Raw genomic sequence first — 21,399 nt, 5'->3', positions numbered from 1 at the left:
TAAGGCACAAAGATGACGAGGCGGTGGTGGATTCACACCACCGCCTCGTCATCAGAGGGGTGTTAGCCCTTGGTGATCTGGTAGAACAGCGGCACCGAGTTCCAGCCGAACTCGACGTTCTCCACGTTCTCGGAGAAGCCTCCGACGACGTTGGAGTACCACAGCGGAAGAACCGGCAGGTCCTTCAGCAGCACTTCCTGAGCCTGCTGGAACAGGCCGTTGGCGGTGTCGGGGTCGGTCGACGAGATGCCGTCGGCGATCAGACCGTCGAACTCGGCGCTGGAGTAGTCACCGTCGTTCGAGCCGGCGTTGGTCGCGTACAGCGGTCCCAGGAAGTTGTACAGACCCGGGTAGTCGGCCTGCCAGCCGGTGCGGAACGCGGTCTCGATCGTGCGGTCGGTGACCTTGCCGCGCAGTTCGGCGAAGGTCGGGTACGGAGCGCCCGATGCCTCGATGCCCAGCACGTTCTTGATCGAGTTGACCGTGGCGTCGACCCAGGCCTGGTGGCCACCGTCGGCGTTGTAGGCGAGCTGGAACTCACCGCTCCACGGGTTGATGCCGTCAGCTGCGGCCCACAGCTCCTGTGCCTTGGCCTCGTTGAAGTCGAGCACCTCAGAGCCGGTGAGCGAGTCGGACCAGCCGTCGATGACCGGCGAGGTGAAGTCGCTGGCCGGGGTGCGGGTGCCCTGGAAGATCACATCGGTGATCTCAGCGCGGTTGATCGCCATCGAGATGGCCTGGCGACGCAGGTTGCCCTCTTCGCCGCTGAAGTGCTCAAGGCGCTCGGGGATCGTGAACGACTGGAAGATCGCAGCCGGCTGGTTGACCGCACGGTCGCCCAGGTCGGACTCGAAGGTCGCGAAGGCCGAGTCGGGCAGAGCGTCGAGTACGTCGAGCTCGCCACCGAGCAGGTCGGCGTACGCGGCATCCTGCGACGCGTAGAACTTGATGTTCAGTCCGCCGTTGGCCGGGGTGCGCGGGCCGTCGTAGTCGGGGTTGACCACCAGGTCGATACCGACGTCGTGCTGCCAGGCGCCCTCGCCGTCGAGCATGTAGGGGCCGTTGCCGATCGGATTCTCACCGAACGCGTCGAGGTCGTCGAATGCCACGTCGGGCAGCGGGTAGTAGGCCGAGTAGCCGAGGCGCTGCGCGAAGTCCGACGCCGGCTTGTTCAGCGCGATCGTGAACGTGTAGTCGTCGACCTGCTCCAGACCGCTCAGCTCGGAGTCCTCGTCGTAGCTGAAGCCCTCGATGTCTTCGAAGAAGTAGCTGGAGAGCTGCTCGTTCGAGGCGAGTGCACCGTAGTTCCACGCCTTGATGAAGTTGTCGGCGGTGATCTCTTCACCGTCGGTGAAGGTGAGGCCTTCGCGGATCTTGACCGTCAGGTTCTGCGGGTCGTCGACCGTGATCTCTTCAGCGACGTCGTTGAACACCGAGCCGTCTGCTGCGTAGCCGACCAGGCCCGCGAAGATCGAGTCGAGGATCTTGCCGCCACCGGTCTCGTTCGTGTTGGTCGGGATCAGCGGGTTCTGCGGCTCGGAGCCGTTCGCCGTGATGATCGCGCCCGCATCGCCGGCGCCCCCACCCGTGTCTCCGGAATCGGCGTCGTCGCCGCCTGCGCAGCCGGCCAGCACCAGGGTGCCCGCCGTGAGCAGACCGACCCCGACGAGGGTGATCTTGTTTCGCTTCATTGCTATGTCCTCCTGTGGACCGGTACAAGAGCACGACGTCTACGTCGCACCGCTATGCCGCCAGGCTACCCTGCGTGAACCGGATCCCGGGTCCGCCGTTAATGAACCGTTACTGAGTTCACAGACGACGACACCCCCGCTGCGAAAACAGCGGGGGTGTCGGTACCGTGCGATCGGATGCTACGCGAATGCCTCGATCGGCGGGCAGGCGCACACCAGGTTGCGGTCACCGAACGCCTGATCGATGCGGCGCACCGGCGGCCAGTACTTGGTCGCGATGAGCGAGCGCACCGGGTAGGCGGCGATCTCACGCGGGTAGGCGTGCGACCACTCCCCTGCGATCAGGCTCGCCGCGGTGTGCGGGGCGTTCACCAGCGGGTTGTCGTCGGCGGGCCAGGTGCCCGCGGCGACGGCATCCGCCTCTGCCTTGATGCTGATCATGGCCTCGATGAACCGGTCGACCTCGCCGAGGTCCTCGGATTCGGTCGGCTCGACCATCAGCGTTCCCGCCACCGGGAACGACATGGTCGGCGCATGGAAGCCGTAGTCGATCAGGCGCTTGGCCACATCGTCGACGGTGATACCGGTCGCTTCCTTGAGCGGACGCAGGTCGAGGATGCACTCGTGCGCGACCCGTCCCTGCTCACCCGTGTAGAGCACCGGATAGTGCTCGGCCAGACGCGCGGCGATGTAGTTTGCCGACACCACGGCGGCCGCCGTGGCACGACGCAGACCATCCGCGCCCATCATGCGCACGTACGCCCACGTGATCGGCAGCACACCCGCCGAGCCGTACGGTGCGCCCGAGACCGGACCGCCCTCGAAGACGTAGCCGCCCGCGTGCTCGCTCTTCTGCGCCTGCGGATGCCCGGGCAGGAACGGCGCGAGGTGCGCCTTCGCCGCCACGGGACCCACACCGGGACCGCCACCGCCGTGAGGGATCGCGAAGGTCTTGTGCAGGTTGAGGTGCGAGACGTCGCCACCCAGATCACCCGGGCGGCCGTAGCCGACCAGGGCGTTCAGGTTCGCGCCGTCGACGTAGACCTGTCCGCCGGCCGCGTGCACAGCCGCCGTGATCTCGGTCACCAGCTCTTCGTACACGCCGTGCGTGGACGGGTAGGTGATCATCAGGGCCGACAGCGACTCGGCGTGGACCTCGATCTTGGCGCGCAGATCGTCGAGGTCGACGTTGCCGAACTCGTCGGTACCGACGACAACGACCTTCATACCGGCGAGCACTGCCGACGCGGCGTTCGTGCCGTGCGCCGACGACGGGATCAGGCACACCGTGCGGTGCTCATCACCGCGCGACAGGTGGTAGCCGCGGATGGCCAGGAGGCCCGCGAGCTCACCCTGCGAACCGGCGTTCGGCTGCAGCGAGACCGCGTCGTAACCGGTGACCTCGGCGAGCCACCCCTCGAGCTGATCGATCAGCGCCAGCGATCCCTCGACGTCCTCGCGCGGAGCGAACGGGTGCAGCTGGGCGATCTCGGGCCAGGTGATAGCGGCCATCTCGGTCGCGGCGTTGAGCTTCATCGTGCACGATCCCAGGGGGATCATGCCGCGATCGAGCGCGTAGTCGCGGTCGGCGAGCTGCTTGAGGTAGCGCATCATCGCCGTCTCGGAGCGGTGCGTGTGGAACACCGGGTGCGTCAGGTACTCGTCGTCGCGCAGCAGTTCCTGCGGCAGCGCGGTCACTCCACCGATGAAGCCGAACGCGCCACCGGATGCACCCAGCAGACCTGCCACGCTCAGCACCTCTGAAACCGTGGTGGTCTCATCGAACGACACCGAGACCGTCTCGGAGTCGACGAAGCGCAGCAGGAAACCGCGTTCGTATGCACGCGCAACCACACCTGCGGCATCCGCCGTGCGCACCTGCACCGTATCGAAGAAAGCGTCGTGCACAACCTCGACACTTGCCTTCTCGAGCTCGGTCTTCAGCAGACGAGCGTACGTCGCCACGCGCTGAGCGATCGCACGCAGCCCGTCCGGGCCGTGGTAGACGGCGTACATCGAGGCCATCACGGCCAGCAGCACCTGAGCGGTGCAGATGTTCGACGTGGCCTTCTCGCGGCGGATGTGCTGCTCGCGGGTCTGCAATGCCAGACGGTACGCAGGGTGCCCCGTGGCGTCCTGAGACACTCCGACCAGGCGACCGGGCAGCTGGCGCTCCAGGCCCCCGCGCACGGCCATGTAGCCGGCGTGCGGACCACCGAAGCCCATCGGCACGCCGAAGCGCTGGGTGGTGCCCACGGCGACATCGGCGCCGAGCGAGCCCGGCGAGCGCAGCATCGTCAGCGCGAGCAGGTCGGCCGCGGCGACGGCGATGCCGTTCGCGACGTGTACCGCATCGAAGACGGCCGACGGATCCCAGATGCGCCCCGAAGCGCCCGGGTACTGCACGAACGCGCCGAACAGTTCGTCGGGCATCTGCTCGCCACCGGCGAGGTCGCGCTCGACGAGCTCGATACCGACGGCATCCGCACGGGTGTGCAGGAGTGCCTTGGTCTGCGGCAGCGCGTCAGCGTCGATGACGAACACGTTCGACTTCGACTTCGCGGCGCGACGCGCGAGAAGCATCGCCTCGGCGACGGCGGTCGACTCGTCGAGCATCGACGAGTTGGCCGTAGTGAGCCCGGTGAGGTCGGCGACCATGGTCTGGAAGTTGATCAGCGCTTCCAGACGGCCCTGCGAGATCTCGGGCTGGTAGGGCGTGTACGCCGTGTACCAGGACGGGTTCTCAAGGACGTTGCGCTGGATCACGCTCGGCGTGAAGGTGCCGTAGTAGCCCAGGCCGATCATGGCCCGGTTCACGGTGTTGCGCGAAGCGAGCGCGCGCAACTCGGCGAGCGCCTCGGCCTCGCTGGCGGCGGTCGGGATGCCCGAGTCGGCGGCCGGCTCGGTGAAGATCGACTGCGGCACGGCCTGGCGCATCAGCGCCTCGACCGGCGCGTCTCCGTCGACGCCGAGGGCGGCGAGCATGTGCTGCTGCGCCTCATCGGTGACACCGATGTGACGGTTCGCGAAAGAGACCACTCTCAGCCTTCCGTGATCGCGACGTAGCCGTCGCGGTCGAGCAGACCATCGAGCGCGCCCTCGGCGATCTCTACCTTGATCAGCCACGCGTCCTCGAACGGCGAGGAGTTCACGAGGGCCGGGTCGTCGACGACGGCGTCGTTGATCTCGACGACCTTGCCGGTGACGGGCGAGTACAGCTCGGACACCGACTTGGTCGACTCGGCTTCGCCGAACACGTCGCCGCGGGTGAGGTCGGTGCCGACCTCGGGCAGCTCGACGAAGACGATGTCACCGAGCGCGTCCGCGGCGAAGTCGGTGATGCCGATCGTCGCGGTGGCGCCGTCGACGGCGACCCACTCGTGCTCTTCGCTGTACTTGAGGGTGTTGAGATCGGTCATTTCTTCCTCCGGTAGAAAGGCAGGGCGGTGCGGGCGGCGGGGATCTTCGTTCCCCGGACGTCAAGGAACAGCTCGGTGCCCTCCGCGGCTGCGGAGGGGTCGACGTAGGCCATCGCGATCGGGTGGCCGAGGGTGGGGCTGAGCGCCCCGCTGGTGATCTCGCCCACCACGGTTCCGTCGGCGAGAACCACGGGGTAGCCGGCGCGGCCGGCGCGGCGACCTTCGGCGGTGAGACCGATCAGCACGCGCGCGTCATCAGCGGGGACGTGCGCGCCCTTGCCGACGAAGTCGTCCTTGTCGGCGACGACGACGCGGCCGAGCCCGGCCTGTGCGGGGCGGATCTCTCGCGAGAGCTCGTTGCCGTACAGCGGCATGCCCGCCTCAAGACGCAGGCTGTCGCGGGCGGCGAGGCCGGCAGCAACGAGGCCGTGCTCCGCGCCCGCAGCGACGAGGGCATCCCACAGCGACGCCGCGTCGGCAGCATCCACCAGCAGTTCGAAGCCGTCCTCACCGGTGTACCCGGTGCGGGCCAGCAGCAGGGGCTTGCCGTTGAAGGTGGCGCTCGCCCACGCGTAGTACTTCTGCTCGGCCCACGGCACGCTGACGTCGGCAATGGCCTCGGTCGCGGCGAGGATCGCCTCGGAGACGGGGCCCTGCACGGCGATCAGGCCGTAGGCGTCGGAGACGTCCTCGACTGTCACGTCGAAGCCCTCGACGCGGGCGGTCAGCGCCTCGCGGACGGCGTCGCGGTTTCCGGCGTTGGAGATGACCAGGAAGTCGTCGTCGGCGAGACGGTACACGATCACGTCGTCGACGATGCCGCCATCCGCAGTCAGCAGCAGCGAGTACTTCGCCTTGCCGACGGTCATGGCCGACAGACGTCCCGCGAGCGCGAAGTCGAGGTACGCCGCCGCAGAAGCGCCGCGCACCGTGAACTCGGCCATGTGCGAGATGTCGAAGATGCCGGCGGCCTCGCGTACGGCGCGGTGCTCGGCGAGGTCCGACGTGTAGCGCACCGGCATCTGCCAGCCACCGAAGTCGGTGAAGGTCGCCCCGAGCGCCTCATGGCGCTCGCGGAGCGGGGTGTAGCGCGGGCTGTCGCCCTGCGGTTCGAGCTGTTCGGTCACGGAGTTCTCCCGGTCTGGTTCGGGCAGGATGCCGTCGTCGGCATCCTCGGAACTCCCCCTCTGTCATCGGGCCTGAGAGCTTCGCCCTGGCCCGTCGACGATCACGATCGTCTTGGAGGGGGCTTTCACCGTCGGCGGATGCTGACGCATCGCTTTCCAGAGCGGCCGGACGTGCACGGTATCTGTACCTGAGAGATTGGCGGGGAGGCTTGCTCCTTCGGTGCCCGGTTGCGTTCACCGAGCTCTCCCGCGCAGGTCGTACGGCCTGTGTTCAATTAGCAGTCCCAGCATAGCGGCAGAGCCCACTCGGCGTGCGACCCGGATGCCGCACTGCGATGCGACGCGCGAAGGCCCTCCCGCACAGCGGCGGGAGGGCCTTGGTGGTGCGGATCAGTCGTCGATCTTTGCCAGGTAGTGCGCCAGCGCCGCCTCGAGGTCATCGGTCGCTGCGTCAAGGCGTGTCTGCGAGACGTTCAGGGTCGTCCGCAGCGCGTCCGCATGCGCGTACGCATCGACCAGTGCCCGCTTCCACGGAGCTTTGCCCCGCACCGTCGCGACGGTGTCACCGGCCGCGGCAAGAGCGTCGGCCAACCCCGCGCGGTCGACGGCCACAAGGTGGTCGGCGATGCCGTCGCTGAGCGCCGAGATGTGCACTGCCGACGCGTCGACGGCATCCTGCGAGGGCCCGCTCGGGGCATCCGCCGGGATCTCGGTGGGCGCCTGGGAAAGGGCCTCGTCGAGTTCGGCGAGCGCGGCGAGCGCGGCGGCCGGGTCGGCGATGTGGATGCCGAGGTCCGCGGCGCCCGACTCGAGCTCCTCCCCCAGCACACGGCGCACGGTCGCCGCGATCTCCTCCGCCTCGGCGAGCGCCGCGTCGAGGGCGACGCGGTCGAGCGCACCGGCGACGAAGCGGAACGAGCGAGGCTCTGCAGCGTTGCCGTATGAGTCGTACGCCACGAGGGTCGCCTCATAGACATGGCCGAGCGTCAGTTCGCGATCGATGGGTCCGGTCACGGAGTTGCCGGCCCGCAGCCCGAGCGGGATCTGCAGCACGTCGGGACGGGGCATCTGGGTGTACTGCGCATTGATGCGGTCACGGGCGGTGAGGAAGTTCGCGGGCTCACCGGCAGTGACGTCGTTGAGCACCAGGGAGTAGCTCTTGACGTACTGGTCGTCCTGAGCCTGCGGCAGCCGCAACACCAGTCCGTCGTCGGTGCGCCGCACGGTCGGCTCGGCAGCATCCGCCCAGACCGGTGCGACGGCATTGCGGTTGGCGGCGGTGTAGGTGAACGCGGCCTTGGTCGCGGCGCCGTCGGCGCCGCGGGCGATCACCCACGTGGGACCGGCGACGGTACCCGTCGACGCGAAGGGCGGGTTCTTCTGGAAACCCCAGACACCGTTCTCGTCATAGGTGCGTCCCTCATCGGCCGCATAGTTGATCCGGTCGATCTCGACGCGGTCGTCGTACACCTCGACAAGCACCGACTGCGCCGAAGCCAGGGTGGCGTTCTTGACGAGCCCGTTGCCGAAGGACTGATACACCGAATCGGTCTCGCCATACGACATGGAACCGTCATTGACCGATGTGAAGGCATCCTGGTGGATCGAGCGCTCATCGTTGATGTTGAGGTGCGAGTGGCCCGAGAAGTAGACGACCTGCGGAAAATCGGCGAGGTTGCTGCGAAGCCCCGAGTTCGACGACTGCGCGCCGTCCCACACGGTGGCCGGCAACGGCCGGTGACCGAAGACGAAGATCGGCGACCCCGTCGTCTCGGGATCGGCGGTCAACGACGACAGACGCCCGTACAGCCAGGACGCCTGCGTGCTGTTCCACCGCTCGGTGTTGACGATGAAGGCGGGAAAGCCCGCGATCTCAGTCTGGTAGTACCCGCCGTTCTCGGTCTCCTGCGGAAACCAGTCGGCGGGGTACTCGGCTGCCATGCGCTGAACGTAGTCGTCATGGTTGCCGAAGCTCAGCAGCACCTGAGTGTCGTCCATGCCGGTACGGGCGAGATTCTGCTCGAGCATGGCGCGCGGGAAGCGGTGGTCGGCGGCGCTGTTGTAGTAGTTGTCGTTGATCTGATCTCCGTTGGAGATGATCGCGTCGGGCTCCGGGGCGATGCGGGCGAGCGCGTCGAAGTAGGTCTCCCACTTCGCCACGAGGTCGGGGCGGTCTGACGAGAGGTGGATGTCGCTCATGACGGCGAACTGTGCGAGGGGCTCCTCGTCAGCCTTGATGAAGTACCCCTCCAGCAACGGGGCGCTGGGCCCGTCATCGGTGTAGGCCACTGCTGTGAGCGTCGACGTCTCATCGATGCGCAGCGGTTCGGTGTAGAGCGGGCTACGCGGAGTGGGCGTCGTACCGTCGAGCGTGTAGCGGATCTCGGCATCCGCCTCGGCGGTCAGCGTGACGGTCTGGGCGCCGATGTGACGACCACCGTCGACGCTCGCACGCGGTGGTGCGGCTTCAGCGGTGGCCCCGCCGGCGGCGAAGGCGGCCGGCGCGGCGGCACCGGCGAAGAGGAGGGAGCCGCCGACGAGGGCGGCGACCATACGAGGGGCAGACATGGTGCTCCGTTCAGAAGGGGAGGTGAGCGAACGCCTCGACTCTCGTGCGCGGATCAGAACGACTTGTATACCTTTCTTGAACTCCTCGGGAACACCTATGAATACTGCTTCATCGACACGAGCACACGACGGTGAACGGGAGGGGCGGCACCGAGAGATTATGATCGGTCGGCGAGGAGGTACCGTGCCAGAAACCCGTACCGGTGCGATCCGCGTCGCCGTCTCGACCGTGATCTTCACGCTCCGCAGCGCCCCGGGCGGCGATCGGTTGATGCTCCCCCTCGTCCGGCGCACGCGAGAGCCCCACCTCGGCCAGTGGGCGTTGCCGGGCGGCTGGCTCGACCCGACCGAGAACCTCGACAGCGCGGCATCCCGCACCCTCGCGCAGACCACCGCGCTCAAGCCGAGCTACCTCGAGCAGCTGTACACCTTCGGCGACGTCGACCGCGCGCCCGACCGCGCGATCGCGATCGTCTACTGGGCACTGCTGCGCTCCGACCTCGTCGACGCGCAGCGCGCAGCCGCCGGCGCCCCCGAGAACGTCGAATGGTTCGATGTCGACGCCATCCCCACTCTCGCCTTCGACCACAACCGCATCGCCGACTACGCCCTCTGGCGACTGCGCAACAAGGTGGGATACAGCCGCATCGCCGCAGGCCTCCTGCCGGATGAGTTCACCCTCACCGAGCTGCGTGAGGTGTACGAGGCCGTGCTCGGGCAGCGCCTCGACCCGTCGAACTTCCGACGGCTGCTCGAAGGCTCCGACGAGCTGGTGCCGACCGAGTCGTTCCGCACCGGCAAGCACCGGCCCGCCCGGTTGTACCGCTACGTCGCGACGGCCTGAACCAGCCCGCCATTCCCGCCGGCGGCATCCGCACCCCTCCCCCGGCGCGGTCATCAGCCCTGCCTCGGATTGCACTTAGTGTCACTTCGACATAATCTGAACCCGACACACTAAGTGTCGAAGTGACCAGAAGGCGGCGCCGCGATGCCCACTACGACCGATCCGTCCGTCGACCACGCCATTCAGGCGATCGTCTCCGGCGCCTCGACGGATGCCACCTGCACCACCGACCTGGCCGCAGGGCCGTGGGATTTCGATGTGCGGCCCGGGTACGGTCCCGGCTCGTCCATGGGCGACGTCATCCCCACCGGCGCACCACGCCAGGGTGAGCTGCCCACCGAGTACCGCGAAGCCGACGAACAGCAGCTCGAAGACCGCATCCGCGCAGCGAAGGCGACGCTCGGCGACCGCGTCGTCGTACTCGGCCACTTCTATCAGCGCGAGGAGGTCGTGCGCCACGCCGACTACGTGGGCGACTCGTTCCAGCTCGCCAACGCCGCGCTCGAACACCCCGACGCCGAGGCGATCGTGTTCTGCGGCGTGCACTTCATGGCCGAGACCGCAGACCTGCTCTCGGGCCCCGACCAGTCAGTGATCCTGCCCAACCTGGCAGCGGGGTGCTCAATGGCCGACATGGCGGACATCGACCAGGTCGAGGACTGCTGGGAGCAGCTGGCCGACGTTCTGGGCCCCCTCGACAAGCCCGACGCCGAGGGCCGCGTGCCGGTGATTCCGGTGACGTACATGAACTCCTCCGCCGCGATCAAGGGCTTCGTCGGACGCCACGGCGGCATCGTGTGCACATCGTCCAATGCAGCCACCGTGCTGGAGTGGGCCTTCGAGCGGGGCCGCCGTGTGCTGTTCTTCCCCGACCAGCACCTCGGCCGCAACACCGCGAAGGCGATGGGCGTCACCCTGGACCGCATGCCGATGTGGAACCCGCGCCGCCCACTCGGCGGATCGTCCGCGCAGGAGCTCATCGACTCGCAGGTCATCCTGTGGCACGGCTTCTGCTCAGTGCACCGGCGGTTCACCGTCGACCAGATCGACACCGCCCGCGCTGAGCACCCCGGCGTGCGCGTCATCGTGCACCCCGAGTGCCCCATGGAGGTCGTCGACGCCGCCGACGAGGCCGGATCCACCGACTACATCCGCCGCGCCATCGCCGGCGCGACCACGCCTGCGACCTTCGCAATCGGCACCGAGATCAACCTCGTGAAGCGGCTGGCCGCCCAGCACCCGCAGCACGAGATCTTCTGCCTCGACCCCGTCGTGTGCCCGTGCTCGACGATGTACCGCATCCACCCGGGCTACCTCGCCTGGGTGCTCGAAGAACTCGTGGCGGGCCGCGTGCAGAACCGCATCCGGGTGGCCGATGACGTGGCGGCGCCCGCACGGGTCGCGCTGGAGCGCATGCTGGCCGCCAAGCCCCGATGAGCCGAGACGCGGTGGCCAGGCGCAGTGTGATCGTCGTGGGGTCCGGCATCGCCGGGCTCACCACGGCGCTGCGCGCTCGGGCTCGGGGTCAGCGCGTCGACCTCATCGTCAAGGGCGGGTTGCAGGACGGCTGCACCCCGTTGGCGCAGGGCGGCATCGCCGGATGCTACGGCCCGTCTGACTCCCCCGCCCTGCACGCCCTCGACACGCTGCAGGCAGGAGACGGCCTGGGCGATCCGCTGGCGATCGCCGCACTCGTCGACGGAGCGCAGGCGGCACTCGGCCGGCTGCTATCGGCCGGCGTGCCGTTCGATCGCACAGCGCAGGGCGAGATAGCCCGCGGCCTGGAAGCGGCGCACAGCCGACCGCGCATCGCGCACGCGGGCGGGGACGCCACCGGCGCGGCGATCTCCCGGGCATTGGTCGCGCAGGTGCGCGCCTCGGGGGTCAGCATCCACGAGCAGGCGTTCGCGACGGATCTTCTGGTCGTCGGCGGCCGAGTCCGCGGCATCCGCCTCCTCGATGGCACGACCCTCGAGGCGGATGCCGTCGTGCTGGCGACCGGCGGCGCCGGGCAGCTGTTCGCGCACACGACGAATCCGTCTGGCGCGACCGGCGACGGCATCGCCATGGCCTTGCGGGCCGGGGCCGCCGTCGCCGACCTGGAGTTCGTGCAGTTCCATCCCACCGTGCTGGCCCTCGGCTCGCCGTTCCTCGTCTCCGAAGCGGTGCGTGGGGCAGGTGCCGTGTTGGTGGATGCCGACGGCCACCGGTTCCTGATCGATCAGCATCCGAATGCCGAACTCGCGCCACGGGACGTGGTCGCGCGCGCCGTCGCCCGGCAGGCGGCCGCGCAGAATGCTCCCGTGCGACTGGACGCGACATTGCTCGGCGCGACGGCCCTCGCCCGCCGTTTCCCCACCATCGACGCAAAACTGCGCGCACGAGGACTCGACTGGGCACGCGATCCGGTACCCGTGACGCCGGCCGCGCACTATCTGATGGGCGGTATCGCGACCGATCTCGACGGGCGCACCACGCTGCCCGGGCTGTGGGCTGTCGGCGAGACGGCGCGATCCGGAGTGCACGGCGCCAACCGCCTCGCCTCGAACTCACTGCTCGAAGGCGCAGTGTTCGGCGCCCGGGCAGCGGATGCGCTGGCCGACGAAGCGGCCACTCCCCCGCTCCGGTCGCAATTCCTCCCGCAACCGGCACCGACCTCCGCACTCCCGTCGCAATTTCTCCCGCAACCGCCCGCGCGAAGCGGGAGAAACTGCGACCGGAATCACACCGACTTCTCCCGCAATGCCCTGCAGCAGCTCATGTGGGACAGCGTCGGCCTGCTGCGCGATGCCGACGGGATGTCGGATGCCCGCGCGCGCCTGTCCGCCTGGAACGTCCCAGCGGGCAGCGACGCCACCGCCCAGGAGGATGCCAATCTGCTGACGGTCGCCCGGGCCGTGGCATCCGCCGCCCTCGCGCGCACGCAGTCGCGCGGCGCGCACCATCTCTCGTCGTCCCCGCACTCGTCCGCCCTGATCGGAGCCGCATGATCACCCCCGCCGTACTCGAACGCACGGTGCGCGCCGCGCTGGAAGAGGACGCCCCCTGGGGCGATATCACCAGCACCGCCCTGCTACCGGAAGAGGCCACGGCCACAGCCGACCTCGTCGCGCGTGAGGACGGCGTCTTCAGCGGTGGTGACGTGTTCTCCGCCGCCTTCCGCCTCACCGATTCCGCGGTGCAGGTCGACGGCCTGGTCGCCGACGGTGCGCGCTTCGTGGCGGGCGACGTGCTCGCCACGGTCACGGGACCCGCCCGCAGCGTGCTGACCGCCGAGCGCGTCGCGCTGAACTTCACCCAGCGGATGTGCGGCATCGCGACGCTCACCGCGCGCTACGTGGATGCTGTCGCCGGCACCGGTGTGCGCATCGCCGATACGCGAAAGACGACGCCGGGCCTGCGCGAGTTCGAACGGCACGCGGTGCTCTCGGGCGGGGGCAGCAACCATCGGCGCTCGTTGTCGGACGCCGTGATGGCGAAGGACAACCATCTGGCGGTGCTGCAGGCGAGTGGCCAGGATCTCGCGTCGGCCCTGCGGGCCGGGCTCGCACGTCTTCCGCACACGACGCACGTCGTGATCGAGGTCGATCGACTCGACCAGATCGCCGCTGTGCTCGAAGGCGGAGCCGACACCGTGCTGCTCGACAACTTCTCCCTCGACGACCTGCGCGCAGGCGTGCAGATGCTGTCAGGGCGAGCCGTGGCCGAGGCCTCCGGTGGTGTCACCCTCGACACGGTGCGCAGCATCGCTGAGACCGGTGTGCAGGTGATCTCGGTGGGTGCCCTCACTCATTCGGCACGCGCCCTCGACCTCGGGCTCGACCTGCGGATCGACTGACGTGCTCTACCTGGATCACGCCGCGACGTCTCCGGTGCGGCCGGAGGTGCTCGAGGCGATGCGCCCGTACCTCACCGGTGTGTTCGGCAACCCCTCCAGTCATCACACCGTGGGCGAAGCCGCGGCCGAGGCGTTGGAGTGGGCACGCTCGCGCGTCGCGGTGGCGATGGGCATGCGCACCGGCGATGTCGTGTTCACCGCGGGCGGCACGGAATCGAACAACCTGGCCGTCAAGGGCATCGTGCTCGGCGCGATGTCGGCGGCGGAGCACCGCCGCCCGCATGTGATCACGACGCCGATCGAGCACGAGTCGATTCTGGAGTCGGCGCACTACCTGCAGCGTTTTCACGACGCTCGGGTGACTCTGCTGCCGGTCGACGCCGCTGGCACCGTCTCGCCTGCCGACCTCGGTGCGGCCCTCGCCGACGGCGCCACGCTGGTCAGCTTCGGGCACGCGAACAACGAGATCGGCACGGTGCAGGATGCTGCAGCCCTGATCGCCATCGCGCGTGAGCTCGCAGTGCCGGTGCACGTCGATGCTGTGCAGTCGGCGGGATGGCTCGATCTGTCTGGGCTCGGTGCTGATGCGGTGTCGATCGCCGGGCACAAACTGGGCACGCCCAAAGGAATCGGTGCACTGGGGGTGCGCGGCAGGGTGCCGTTGGAGCCCCTGTTGCACGGCGGTGGGCAGGAACGCGGGCGGCGCAGCGGCACCGAGAACGTCGCGGGCGCCGTCGGGCTGGCCACCGCACTCGACCTGATCGAATCCGAACGAGAGCAGGCGGTCGCCGCCGTCGCCGCGCAGACCGCGGAGTTCATCGCCGCAGTGCTGCGCTCCGTTCCGCAGGCGGAGCTCACCGGGTCGCCCGATGAGCGGCTTCCGAATCTTGCCAGCTTCACGTTCGCGGGCACCAGCGGCGAGGCCGTGCTGCTCGAGCTCGAACGCCGCGGTGTGGTGTCGTCCAGCGGCTCGGCGTGCGCGGCCGGCAGTGACGACCCCTCCCCTGTGCTGCTGGCCCTGGGCATCTCCGCTGCCACTGCACAGACCTCGGTGCGGTTCACGTTCAGCCGCGCACCACTGCCCCCGGGCTCCGCGGCTCACCTGGCGGCATTGACCGCGGCAGCCGTGGACGCGGTGCACTGATTCCGGCGGCCATGGCCGCTGTGCGCTGAGTCCCGCGTTCGCAACTCCGGAAGAACTTGAGCCAGCAGAAGATCTGCCCGCGGGAGCCAAGGCCGGTGCCGCGCAGACGGGTTGTTTTCTCCGGAGTTGTGAACGGCCGCGACGGGTGCATCCGCGTCGTAAGCTCGTCACCGTGCCCGGTTCTTCTCCTTTGGTGACCATGATCGTGCCCGGGCGCGACGTCGCGGGCTTCGCCCCGGCCGCGATCGCCTCGCTGCAGGCGCAGAGCGAGCCGCGCTGGCGCGCCCTGCTCATCGACGACGGTTCGCTTGACGGCACCGGTGCCGTCTTCGACGCGGCGGCCGCTGCGGATGCCCGCTTCGAGGTGCTGCGTCATGCCGAGCCGCTCGGATTGGGCGCCGCCCGCAACGCCGGCCTGTCGCGGGTCGACACCGAGTTCGTCGGTTTCCTGGATGCCGACGATGAGCTCACGCCCGACGCCATCACAACCTGGACCGCCACTCTCGCCGAATCGGGCAGCGACTTCGTGGCCGCCGCCTATGTGCGCTCACGTCTCATCGACGGCGTCTATCGCCCCGGCCGCGTGCAGCCGTGGGTAGCGGATGCCACCGATCCCCGCCGACTCGGTGTGACGCTCGCCGAGCATCCCGCGGCTGCGGCGAACATCGTCGCCTGGTCGAAGTTGAGCCGCACGGCGCTGTGGAACGATCTGCGTTTTCCTGAGAACGTCGCGTATGAGGACCAGGTCGTCGCGCAGCGGATGTACACGCAGGCGCGCGCGTTCGATGTGATCCCCGATGTCGTCGTGCACTGGCGGGTGCGCGCCGATGGCACCTCTATCACGCAGGGCAAGGGGCATCTGCCGGTGCTGCGCGACTACCTCGCCGCGATGCACGGCGGCCTGGATGTGCTGCGACGCGCACGCCACTCCGAGGCGATCAGACACCGCATCGCTTTGATTCGGGCGATGGACCTCCCTCCGCTGCGGCATCTGGCTGCGCAGCACCCCGACCCGGCGTACTCCGCGACTTTGCAGGTGTTCGAGGCGGCTCTCGAATCGATGCCCGAGCACGCCGATGCGCATCCCGACCCGCGCCTCGTCGACGCACTGGCGTGGTGACCGGGCGGCTTCTGCCAGGCTGAGCGCATGAACCTCGACGCACTGTTCTCGCTGCAGGGTCTGACCGCGGTCGTCACCGGCGGCTCCTCGGGAATCGGCCGCGGCATCGCCCGCGCTCTGGCCGGTGCCGGGGCATCCACCGTGGTCCTCGCGCGCGGAGCCGACCGCGTCGGCGCTGTCGTCGCCGAGATCGAGGCCGCCGGCGGGCACGCCGCCGGTGTCGTCGCCGACCTCAGCACGCGGGAAGGCATCGCCGAGGCGGGCGACGCGGCAATCGTTCCCTTCGGAGACCCCGACATCCTCGTGAACTCCGCAGGAATCAACCTGCGTCCGCCGCTCGAGCAGATCGACATGGACGTGTGGGACGCGACCATGACGGTCAATCTCGAAGCACCCTTCCTGCTCAGCCAGCGCTTCGCGCCGCACATGCGTGAACGCGGTTTCGGGCGTTTGATCCACGTCAGCTCGCAGCAGGCGCATCGCGCCTTCGTCACCAGCGGCGTGTACGGCGTCTCCAAGGGTGGGCTCGAGTCACTCGCCCGCTCCCAGGCGGAAGCCTGGTCTTCACAGGGCGTCACAGCGAACACACTCGTGCCGGGATTCGTGCTGACCCCGCTGAACGCCCGATTGCAGCAGGACCCCGACAAGGTGCAGCACCTCGCCGAACGCACCATGGTCGGTCGCAACGGGATGCCCGACGACTTCGCCGGCATCTCGGTGTTCCTCGCCGGACGCTCGTCCGGCTACATCACCGGACAGTCGCTATTCGTCGACGGTGGGCTCTCGGTGCACTGACAGATCGGTTCGGCCCGCGTCAGTCCTCGCGGTTGTCGATCACGCGCGATGCCGCCAGTTGCTGTGCCGCGAGCGTGGCGTAAAGACCGCCGGCCGCGAGCAGTTCGGCGTGCGTTCCCGACTCGACGATGCGGCCCGCATCGATCACGTGGATCATGTCGGCGCCGATGACCGTCGACAGGCGGTGCGCGATCGTCAGGGTCGTGCGGCCTTCGGATGCCGCATCCAGAGCGTCTTGCACAACCCGCTCCGACACGGTGTCGAGCGCCGAGGTCGCCTCATCGAGCAGCAGCACGGGCGGATCCTTCAGCAGCACCCGGGCAATCGCGATGCGTTGCTTCTCGCCGCCCGATAGGCGGTAGCCCCGTTCGCCGACGATCGTGTCGTAGCCGTCGTCGAAACCGTCGATGACGTGGTGGATGTTGGCCGCGCGGCACGCGCGTTCGATCTGCTCGTCCGTGGCATCCGGCTTCGCGTACCGCAGGTTCTCTCGGATGCTGGCGTGGAACAGGTACGTCTCCTGCGAGACGATCCCGACGTGGTCGATGACCGATTCCTGCGTCAGGTCGCGCACATCGGCACCGGCGAATCGCACCTCGCCTTCCGAGGCCTCGTACAACCGCGGCGCGAGATAGAGAATCGTGGTCTTGCCCGCCCCGGAGGGGCCGACGAACGCGACGTGCTCCCCCGGTTCGGCTGTGAACGAGACGCCGTCCAGTGTCGGCCGGGCATCGGCCGCAGCATCCGGATACCGGAAGACGACGTCGTCGAACTCGATGCGACCGCGGGGCCCTGGAGCGTCGGCGAGGTCGATCGCCGTTGCCGCATCACGGATCTGCGGCACCATGTCGAGGTATTCGAAGATGCGCGCGAACAGCGCCGCCGAGGTCTGCAGGTCGAGCGCGACGCGCATCAGCCCCATCAGCGGCATGAGCAGCCGCGCCTGCACCGTGGTGAACGCGACGATCGCACCCGCCGTGATGTCGGGGGCACCCCCGGTCAAGAAGAACCCCGCGACGAGGTAGATGATGGCGGGAACACTCGACATCAACACCTGCACGACGGCGAAGAACCCCTGACCGCTCATCGCGCGCCTGACCTGCAGACGCACCTGGTTGCGGTTCTCCTCCTGGTAGCGCACCGACTCGGTGCGCTGCCGGTTGAACGACTTCGACAGCAGGATGCCCGAGACGCTCAGCGTCTCCTGCGTGATACTCGTCAGCTCGGACAGCGACTCCTGTGTCTCGTTCGCGATGCGCGCCCGCACCTGCCCGACCCGCCGCTGCACGAGCACCAGGAAGGGCATCATGACCACGGCGATGATCGTCAGACGCCAGTCGATGAGGATCATCGCCACGAGCGACGCGATCACCGTGACGGTGTTGCCGAGAATGCTGGTGACCGTGTTGGTGAGCACGCCCGAGACGCCGCCGACGTCATTCTGCAGGCGCGATTGGATCACACCCGTCTTGGTGCGGGTGAAGAAGCCCAGTTCCATTGCCTGCAGGTGTTCGAACAGCCGCACCCGCAGATCACCGGTGACGTGATTGCCGACTGTCGATGTGAGCCACGTCTGCACGACGCCAAGCGCGGCGGAGAGCAGGAACAGCCCGATCATCACGCTGACCAGCACGACCAGCAACGACATCACCGGGCCATCGCCGCCCGCCGGGAACAGCGCGTCGTCGAACACGCGCTGCACCAGCAAGGGCGGGATCACCGCCAGGCCCGCTCCGACGATCACCAGGGCTGCGGTGATGAGCAGGCGTCCCCGGTACGGGGCGAACAGGGCGACGACACGGCGGCCGAGGCCGTCGATCTTCGGCGCGCTGGCGTTCTGACGTCGCTGCGCTTCGATGTCGACTCCGCGGAATGGGCCGCCGCGGCCGCCAACCATGCTCATGTCCACAGAGTAGTGCGCCGAACTGGGCGCAGAAAAAGGGAATGCGCGCCGGAACCGACGGGTTACGATAGACGGCTGGCCTTCGGCATCCACCTCACGAGGACTCGCGGTCAGCCATCCGCACACGACCACTGAGGAGACCCATGTCTGCCGTAGAGACCGGCCCATCCCCCACGGTGCGCGCCGACATCCCGCGCAAGGACATGGCAGTCATCTGGGTGCTGCTGATCGCCGCGTTCGTCGCGATCCTCAACGAGACGACGATGGGCATGGCGATCCCGCACCTCATCACCGATCTGCAGATCACGCCCATCGCGGCGCAATGGGTGACCAGCGCGTTCATGCTGACGATGGCTGTGGTCATTCCGACGACGGGCTTCCTGTTGCGCCGGTTCACGACGCGGCAGATGTTCCTTGCAGCCCTCACGCTGTTCTCGGCGGGCACGTTGCTGGCGATCTTCGCCATGGGATTCCCCATGCTGCTCGGCGCGCGCATCGTGCAGGCGTCGGGCACGGCGATCATGATGCCGTTGCTGATGACGACGGTCATGAACCTCGTCCCGCCGGCTTCACGCGGCCGCATCATGGGACGCGTCAGCGTCGTGATCTCGCTGGCGCCGGCGCTCGGGCCCACCATGTCGGGCTTCCTGCTCGATCACTTCGGATGGCGCGCGATCTTCGTCGTCGTGCTGCCCATCGCCCTGATCGCGATGTTCATCGGATGGCGCTGGCTGACCGATGTCGGCGAGACCACGCATGCGCCGATCGATGTGCTCTCGATCGTCCTGTCGGCCTTCGGGTTCGGCGGCCTGGTGTACGGTCTCACGCAGATCGGCGGTCTCGCCTCGGGCGCGAACCCCGTGCCGATGGTGCTGTCGCTCGTGATCGGCGTGGTCGGTCTGGGTCTGTTCCTCTGGCGCCAGGTCGTGCTGCAGCGCAAGGACGATGCGCTGCTGGATCTGCGTATCTTCCTGTCGAAGGACTTCTCGCTCGCCATGGTGCAGATGTTCCTGCTCTCGATGGCCTTCTTCGGCAGCATCACGATCATCCCGCTGTTCCTGCAGGACGGCCTGCAGCTGGATGCCACCAGCGCCGGCCTGGTCGTACTGCCCGGTGCCCTGGCGATGGGTCTGCTCGGCCCCGTGATCGGCCGCATCTACGACAGCCGCGGCACGCGCGTGCTGCTCATCCCCGGTGCGTTCCTCGCCTCGGCGATGCTGTGGGTGTTCTCGACGCTCGACACCAACAGCTCCGTGTGGCTCGTGCTGGTCGCGCAGACGTTGCTGTCGATCGGACTGGCGCTGTCGTTCACACCGCTGTTCACGGCGGCACTGGGCTCGTTGAAGCCGAAGTTCTACTCGTACGGCAGTGCCGTCATCGGCACCGTGCAGCAGGTCTCGGGCGCGGCGGGCATCGCCGTCATGATGACCGTCTTCACCGCGATCGTCGCGGCAGGCGGCGGCACGGAGGTGCCCGGTGCAGTCGCAGCGGGCACCCGTGCAGCGGTATTGATCGGGGCGATCATCGCAACGGTGACGATCATCGGCGCGTTCCTGATCCGCAAGCCGGTCGATGACACCGACGAAGCCCCGGCTCACGCCGGTCACTGATTTCCGCTCGGCGTGAACGGCGTCCCGCGCTCGACGCGGGGCGCCGTTTGCGTGAGTGCGGCTCAGTCGGCCTTCTCTGCGCCGACGGATGCCGGTGATGCACCGGGTACGGCGCACACGCCGTCGACGCACGCGCCCATCGCGGTGTCCTCACCCAGCAGCTGCAATCCGGGGAGTGCCGCGAAGCCCTCGCCACCGTCGACTCTCTGCGCATCAGTCATGCCTCGATGCTACGCCTCACCGCGTGACCGGGCATCGCCGGTCGCGCTTTCGCCGGCATCCGATGCGGTGTACCGTGCGGTGGCATGAGCAGTATGCCCGCCGGCGATGGCGCTGCTGGCCGTTCCGATGGCCGCGGTGAAAGCTCCGATGAGCGCGCGGACCGCAACTGGGAAGAGATGATGCAGGAGCTGCGGGTCATGCAGACGGGCACGCAGATCCTCACCGGCTTCCTGCTGGCGGTCGCATTCCAGCCGCTGTTCCACGAGCTGACCGAGAGCCAGCGGGTGCTGTACATCCTGCTGGTGCTGCTGGCGGCGACCGCGACGATCCTTGCGCTGGCTCCGGTGGGCATGCACCGGGTGCTCTTCGGCAGGCGGCGCAAGACCGAGCTCGTACGCGCGGCCAACCGCATCGTCAAAGCGAACCTCGTGGTGATCGCCGCGGTGACGGTGGGCGTGACGATGCTGATCATCGATGTCACGTTCACGCGCACGTTCGCACTGATCGCCGGGGGTGCCGGCATCTTCGCGATTATCTGCTTGTGGGTGTTGTGGCCTCTGTTCCTGCGCCGGCGTCGGTGAACAGCATCCGCATTATCCAGATCCTGCGCGCCCGAGGTGGGAAACCCCTCAGAGTCAGGCGCTGAGCTTGAACCCGTGCGGCAGGTGCGGAATCGTGGCCGGGACATCGCGCTGGACGGCGTGGTGTCCGCAACCGGAAGGAGAGCGCGATGCTCACCCTGACCGAGAACGCCAACACGATCGCGGCGACCATCGTCGCCCAGCAGAGCACCGGCCCGGATGCCGGCCTGCGCATCCATTCCTCGGGCACCGAGGCTGAGCCGCGCTTCGCGGTCACGGTCGCCCCCAGTCCCGAGCCCGGCGACGCCGTGGTCGGTGACGAGACCACCCGTGTCTTCCTCGAAGAGACGGCCGCAGAGGCACTCGGCGACAAGATGCTGGACGCCGCCGTCGACGAGCAGGGCGCAGTGTCCTTCACCCTGCTGCCGCAGCCGGCCTGATTCCGCGCCGCACGAGAGCCGTCGTCCCCACCCGGGGCGGCGGCTCTCGTCGTCTCCGCTCCACGCACATGCGGTGCATGCCTTCGCATGCATGCGG

The 21,399-nt window shown here is 68.3% G+C and carries 17 protein-coding genes and 1 riboswitch; of the genes, 10 read left to right on the top strand and 7 right to left on the bottom strand.

Going from position 1 to position 21,399, the window contains the following annotated elements; translation table 11 throughout:
- Positions 1–62 precede the first annotated feature (62 nt).
- From ACLD0U_RS03340 to ACLD0U_RS03320, 5 genes are all read right to left on the bottom strand, one after another.
- Positions 63–1,691: an ABC transporter substrate-binding protein gene (locus tag ACLD0U_RS03340; RefSeq protein ID WP_410339829.1), complete on the bottom strand. Its 1,629-nt coding sequence runs from the start codon at positions 1,689–1,691 to the stop codon at positions 63–65.
- 180 nt (positions 1,692–1,871) lie between these two features.
- Positions 1,872–4,676 (bottom strand): aminomethyl-transferring glycine dehydrogenase, encoded by a 2,805-nt coding sequence (gcvP, locus tag ACLD0U_RS03335; protein ID WP_410340266.1) that lies wholly within the window; start codon positions 4,674–4,676, stop codon positions 1,872–1,874.
- 56 nt (positions 4,677–4,732) lie between these two features.
- Positions 4,733–5,110 (bottom strand): glycine cleavage system protein GcvH, encoded by a 378-nt coding sequence (gene gcvH, locus ACLD0U_RS03330; RefSeq protein WP_179411366.1) that lies wholly within the window; start codon positions 5,108–5,110, stop codon positions 4,733–4,735.
- On the bottom strand, positions 5,107–6,237 hold the full coding sequence (gcvT, locus tag ACLD0U_RS03325; protein WP_410339828.1) for a glycine cleavage system aminomethyltransferase GcvT: 1,131 nt from the start codon (positions 6,235–6,237) through the stop codon (positions 5,107–5,109). The genes gcvH and gcvT overlap by 4 nt, the downstream gene beginning before the upstream one ends.
- Positions 6,238–6,403: 166 nt before the next feature.
- Positions 6,404–6,497, bottom strand: a riboswitch (glycine riboswitch).
- A 130-nt stretch (positions 6,498–6,627) separates the two neighbouring features.
- Complete coding sequence (locus tag ACLD0U_RS03320; protein WP_410339827.1) at positions 6,628–8,805, bottom strand: chitobiase/beta-hexosaminidase C-terminal domain-containing protein; 2,178 nt, start codon at positions 8,803–8,805, stop codon at positions 6,628–6,630.
- Between the two features lie 160 nt (positions 8,806–8,965).
- On the opposite strand from ACLD0U_RS03320, the gene ACLD0U_RS03315 reads away from it, so the two are divergent.
- The 7 genes from ACLD0U_RS03315 (at position 8,966) to ACLD0U_RS03285 (ending at position 16,546) form a co-directional block, all read left to right on the top strand.
- On the top strand, positions 8,966–9,649 hold the full coding sequence (locus tag ACLD0U_RS03315) for an NUDIX hydrolase (protein ID WP_410339826.1): 684 nt from the start codon (positions 8,966–8,968) through the stop codon (positions 9,647–9,649).
- A 144-nt stretch (positions 9,650–9,793) separates the two neighbouring features.
- Positions 9,794–11,086 carry a quinolinate synthase NadA gene (gene nadA / locus ACLD0U_RS03310; protein WP_410339825.1) on the top strand — a complete coding sequence of 431 codons (1,293 nt, stop codon included), beginning with the start codon at positions 9,794–9,796 and terminating at the stop codon, positions 11,084–11,086.
- 11 nt (positions 11,087–11,097) lie between these two features.
- Complete coding sequence (gene nadB, locus ACLD0U_RS03305; RefSeq protein ID WP_410339824.1) at positions 11,098–12,639, top strand: L-aspartate oxidase; 1,542 nt, start codon at positions 11,098–11,100, stop codon at positions 12,637–12,639.
- Complete coding sequence (gene nadC, locus ACLD0U_RS03300; RefSeq protein WP_410339823.1) at positions 12,636–13,487, top strand: carboxylating nicotinate-nucleotide diphosphorylase; 852 nt, start codon at positions 12,636–12,638, stop codon at positions 13,485–13,487. Before nadB ends, nadC begins: the two co-directional genes overlap by 4 nt.
- Position 13,488: 1 nt before the next feature.
- Positions 13,489–14,631, top strand: a complete 1,143-nt coding sequence (locus ACLD0U_RS03295) for a cysteine desulfurase family protein (protein ID WP_410339822.1) — start codon at positions 13,489–13,491, stop codon at positions 14,629–14,631.
- 172 nt (positions 14,632–14,803) lie between these two features.
- Positions 14,804–15,751, top strand: coding sequence for a glycosyltransferase family 2 protein (locus ACLD0U_RS03290; protein WP_347401208.1), 948 nt, complete (start codon positions 14,804–14,806; stop codon positions 15,749–15,751).
- A 27-nt stretch (positions 15,752–15,778) separates the two neighbouring features.
- Positions 15,779–16,546, top strand: a complete 768-nt coding sequence (locus ACLD0U_RS03285; protein WP_410339821.1) for an SDR family NAD(P)-dependent oxidoreductase — start codon at positions 15,779–15,781, stop codon at positions 16,544–16,546.
- A 19-nt stretch (positions 16,547–16,565) separates the two neighbouring features.
- On the opposite strand, the gene ACLD0U_RS03280 is transcribed toward ACLD0U_RS03285, so the two are convergent.
- A complete protein-coding gene (locus ACLD0U_RS03280) occupies positions 16,566–18,449 on the bottom strand; it encodes an ABC transporter ATP-binding protein (protein ID WP_410339820.1) in 1,884 nt (627 codons plus the stop codon).
- Positions 18,450–18,592: 143 nt separating this feature from the next.
- On the opposite strand from ACLD0U_RS03280, the gene ACLD0U_RS03275 reads away from it, so the two are divergent.
- Entirely contained in the window at positions 18,593–20,059 is a 1,467-nt protein-coding gene (locus tag ACLD0U_RS03275) for an MDR family MFS transporter (protein ID WP_410339819.1), read from the top strand.
- 62 nt (positions 20,060–20,121) lie between these two features.
- On the opposite strand, the gene ACLD0U_RS03270 is transcribed toward ACLD0U_RS03275, so the two are convergent.
- Entirely contained in the window at positions 20,122–20,280 is a 159-nt protein-coding gene (locus ACLD0U_RS03270) for a hypothetical protein (protein WP_410339818.1), read from the bottom strand.
- An 84-nt stretch (positions 20,281–20,364) separates the two neighbouring features.
- On the opposite strand from ACLD0U_RS03270, the gene ACLD0U_RS03265 reads away from it, so the two are divergent.
- Together ACLD0U_RS03265 and ACLD0U_RS03260 are read left to right on the top strand one after the other, a co-directional pair.
- Positions 20,365–20,862 (top strand): DUF6328 family protein, encoded by a 498-nt coding sequence (locus ACLD0U_RS03265; protein WP_410339817.1) that lies wholly within the window; start codon positions 20,365–20,367, stop codon positions 20,860–20,862.
- Between the two features lie 149 nt (positions 20,863–21,011).
- Positions 21,012–21,302 (top strand): Fe-S cluster assembly protein HesB, encoded by a 291-nt coding sequence (locus ACLD0U_RS03260; protein ID WP_410339816.1) that lies wholly within the window; start codon positions 21,012–21,014, stop codon positions 21,300–21,302.
- Positions 21,303–21,399 lie beyond the last annotated feature (97 nt).

Source organism: Microbacterium sp. 2216-1 (genome assembly GCF_046507855.1).
GTDB classification, from domain to species: domain Bacteria; phylum Actinomycetota; class Actinomycetes; order Actinomycetales; family Microbacteriaceae; genus Microbacterium; species Microbacterium esteraromaticum_C.
This window is presented reverse-complemented; position numbering and strand designations above follow the sequence as displayed.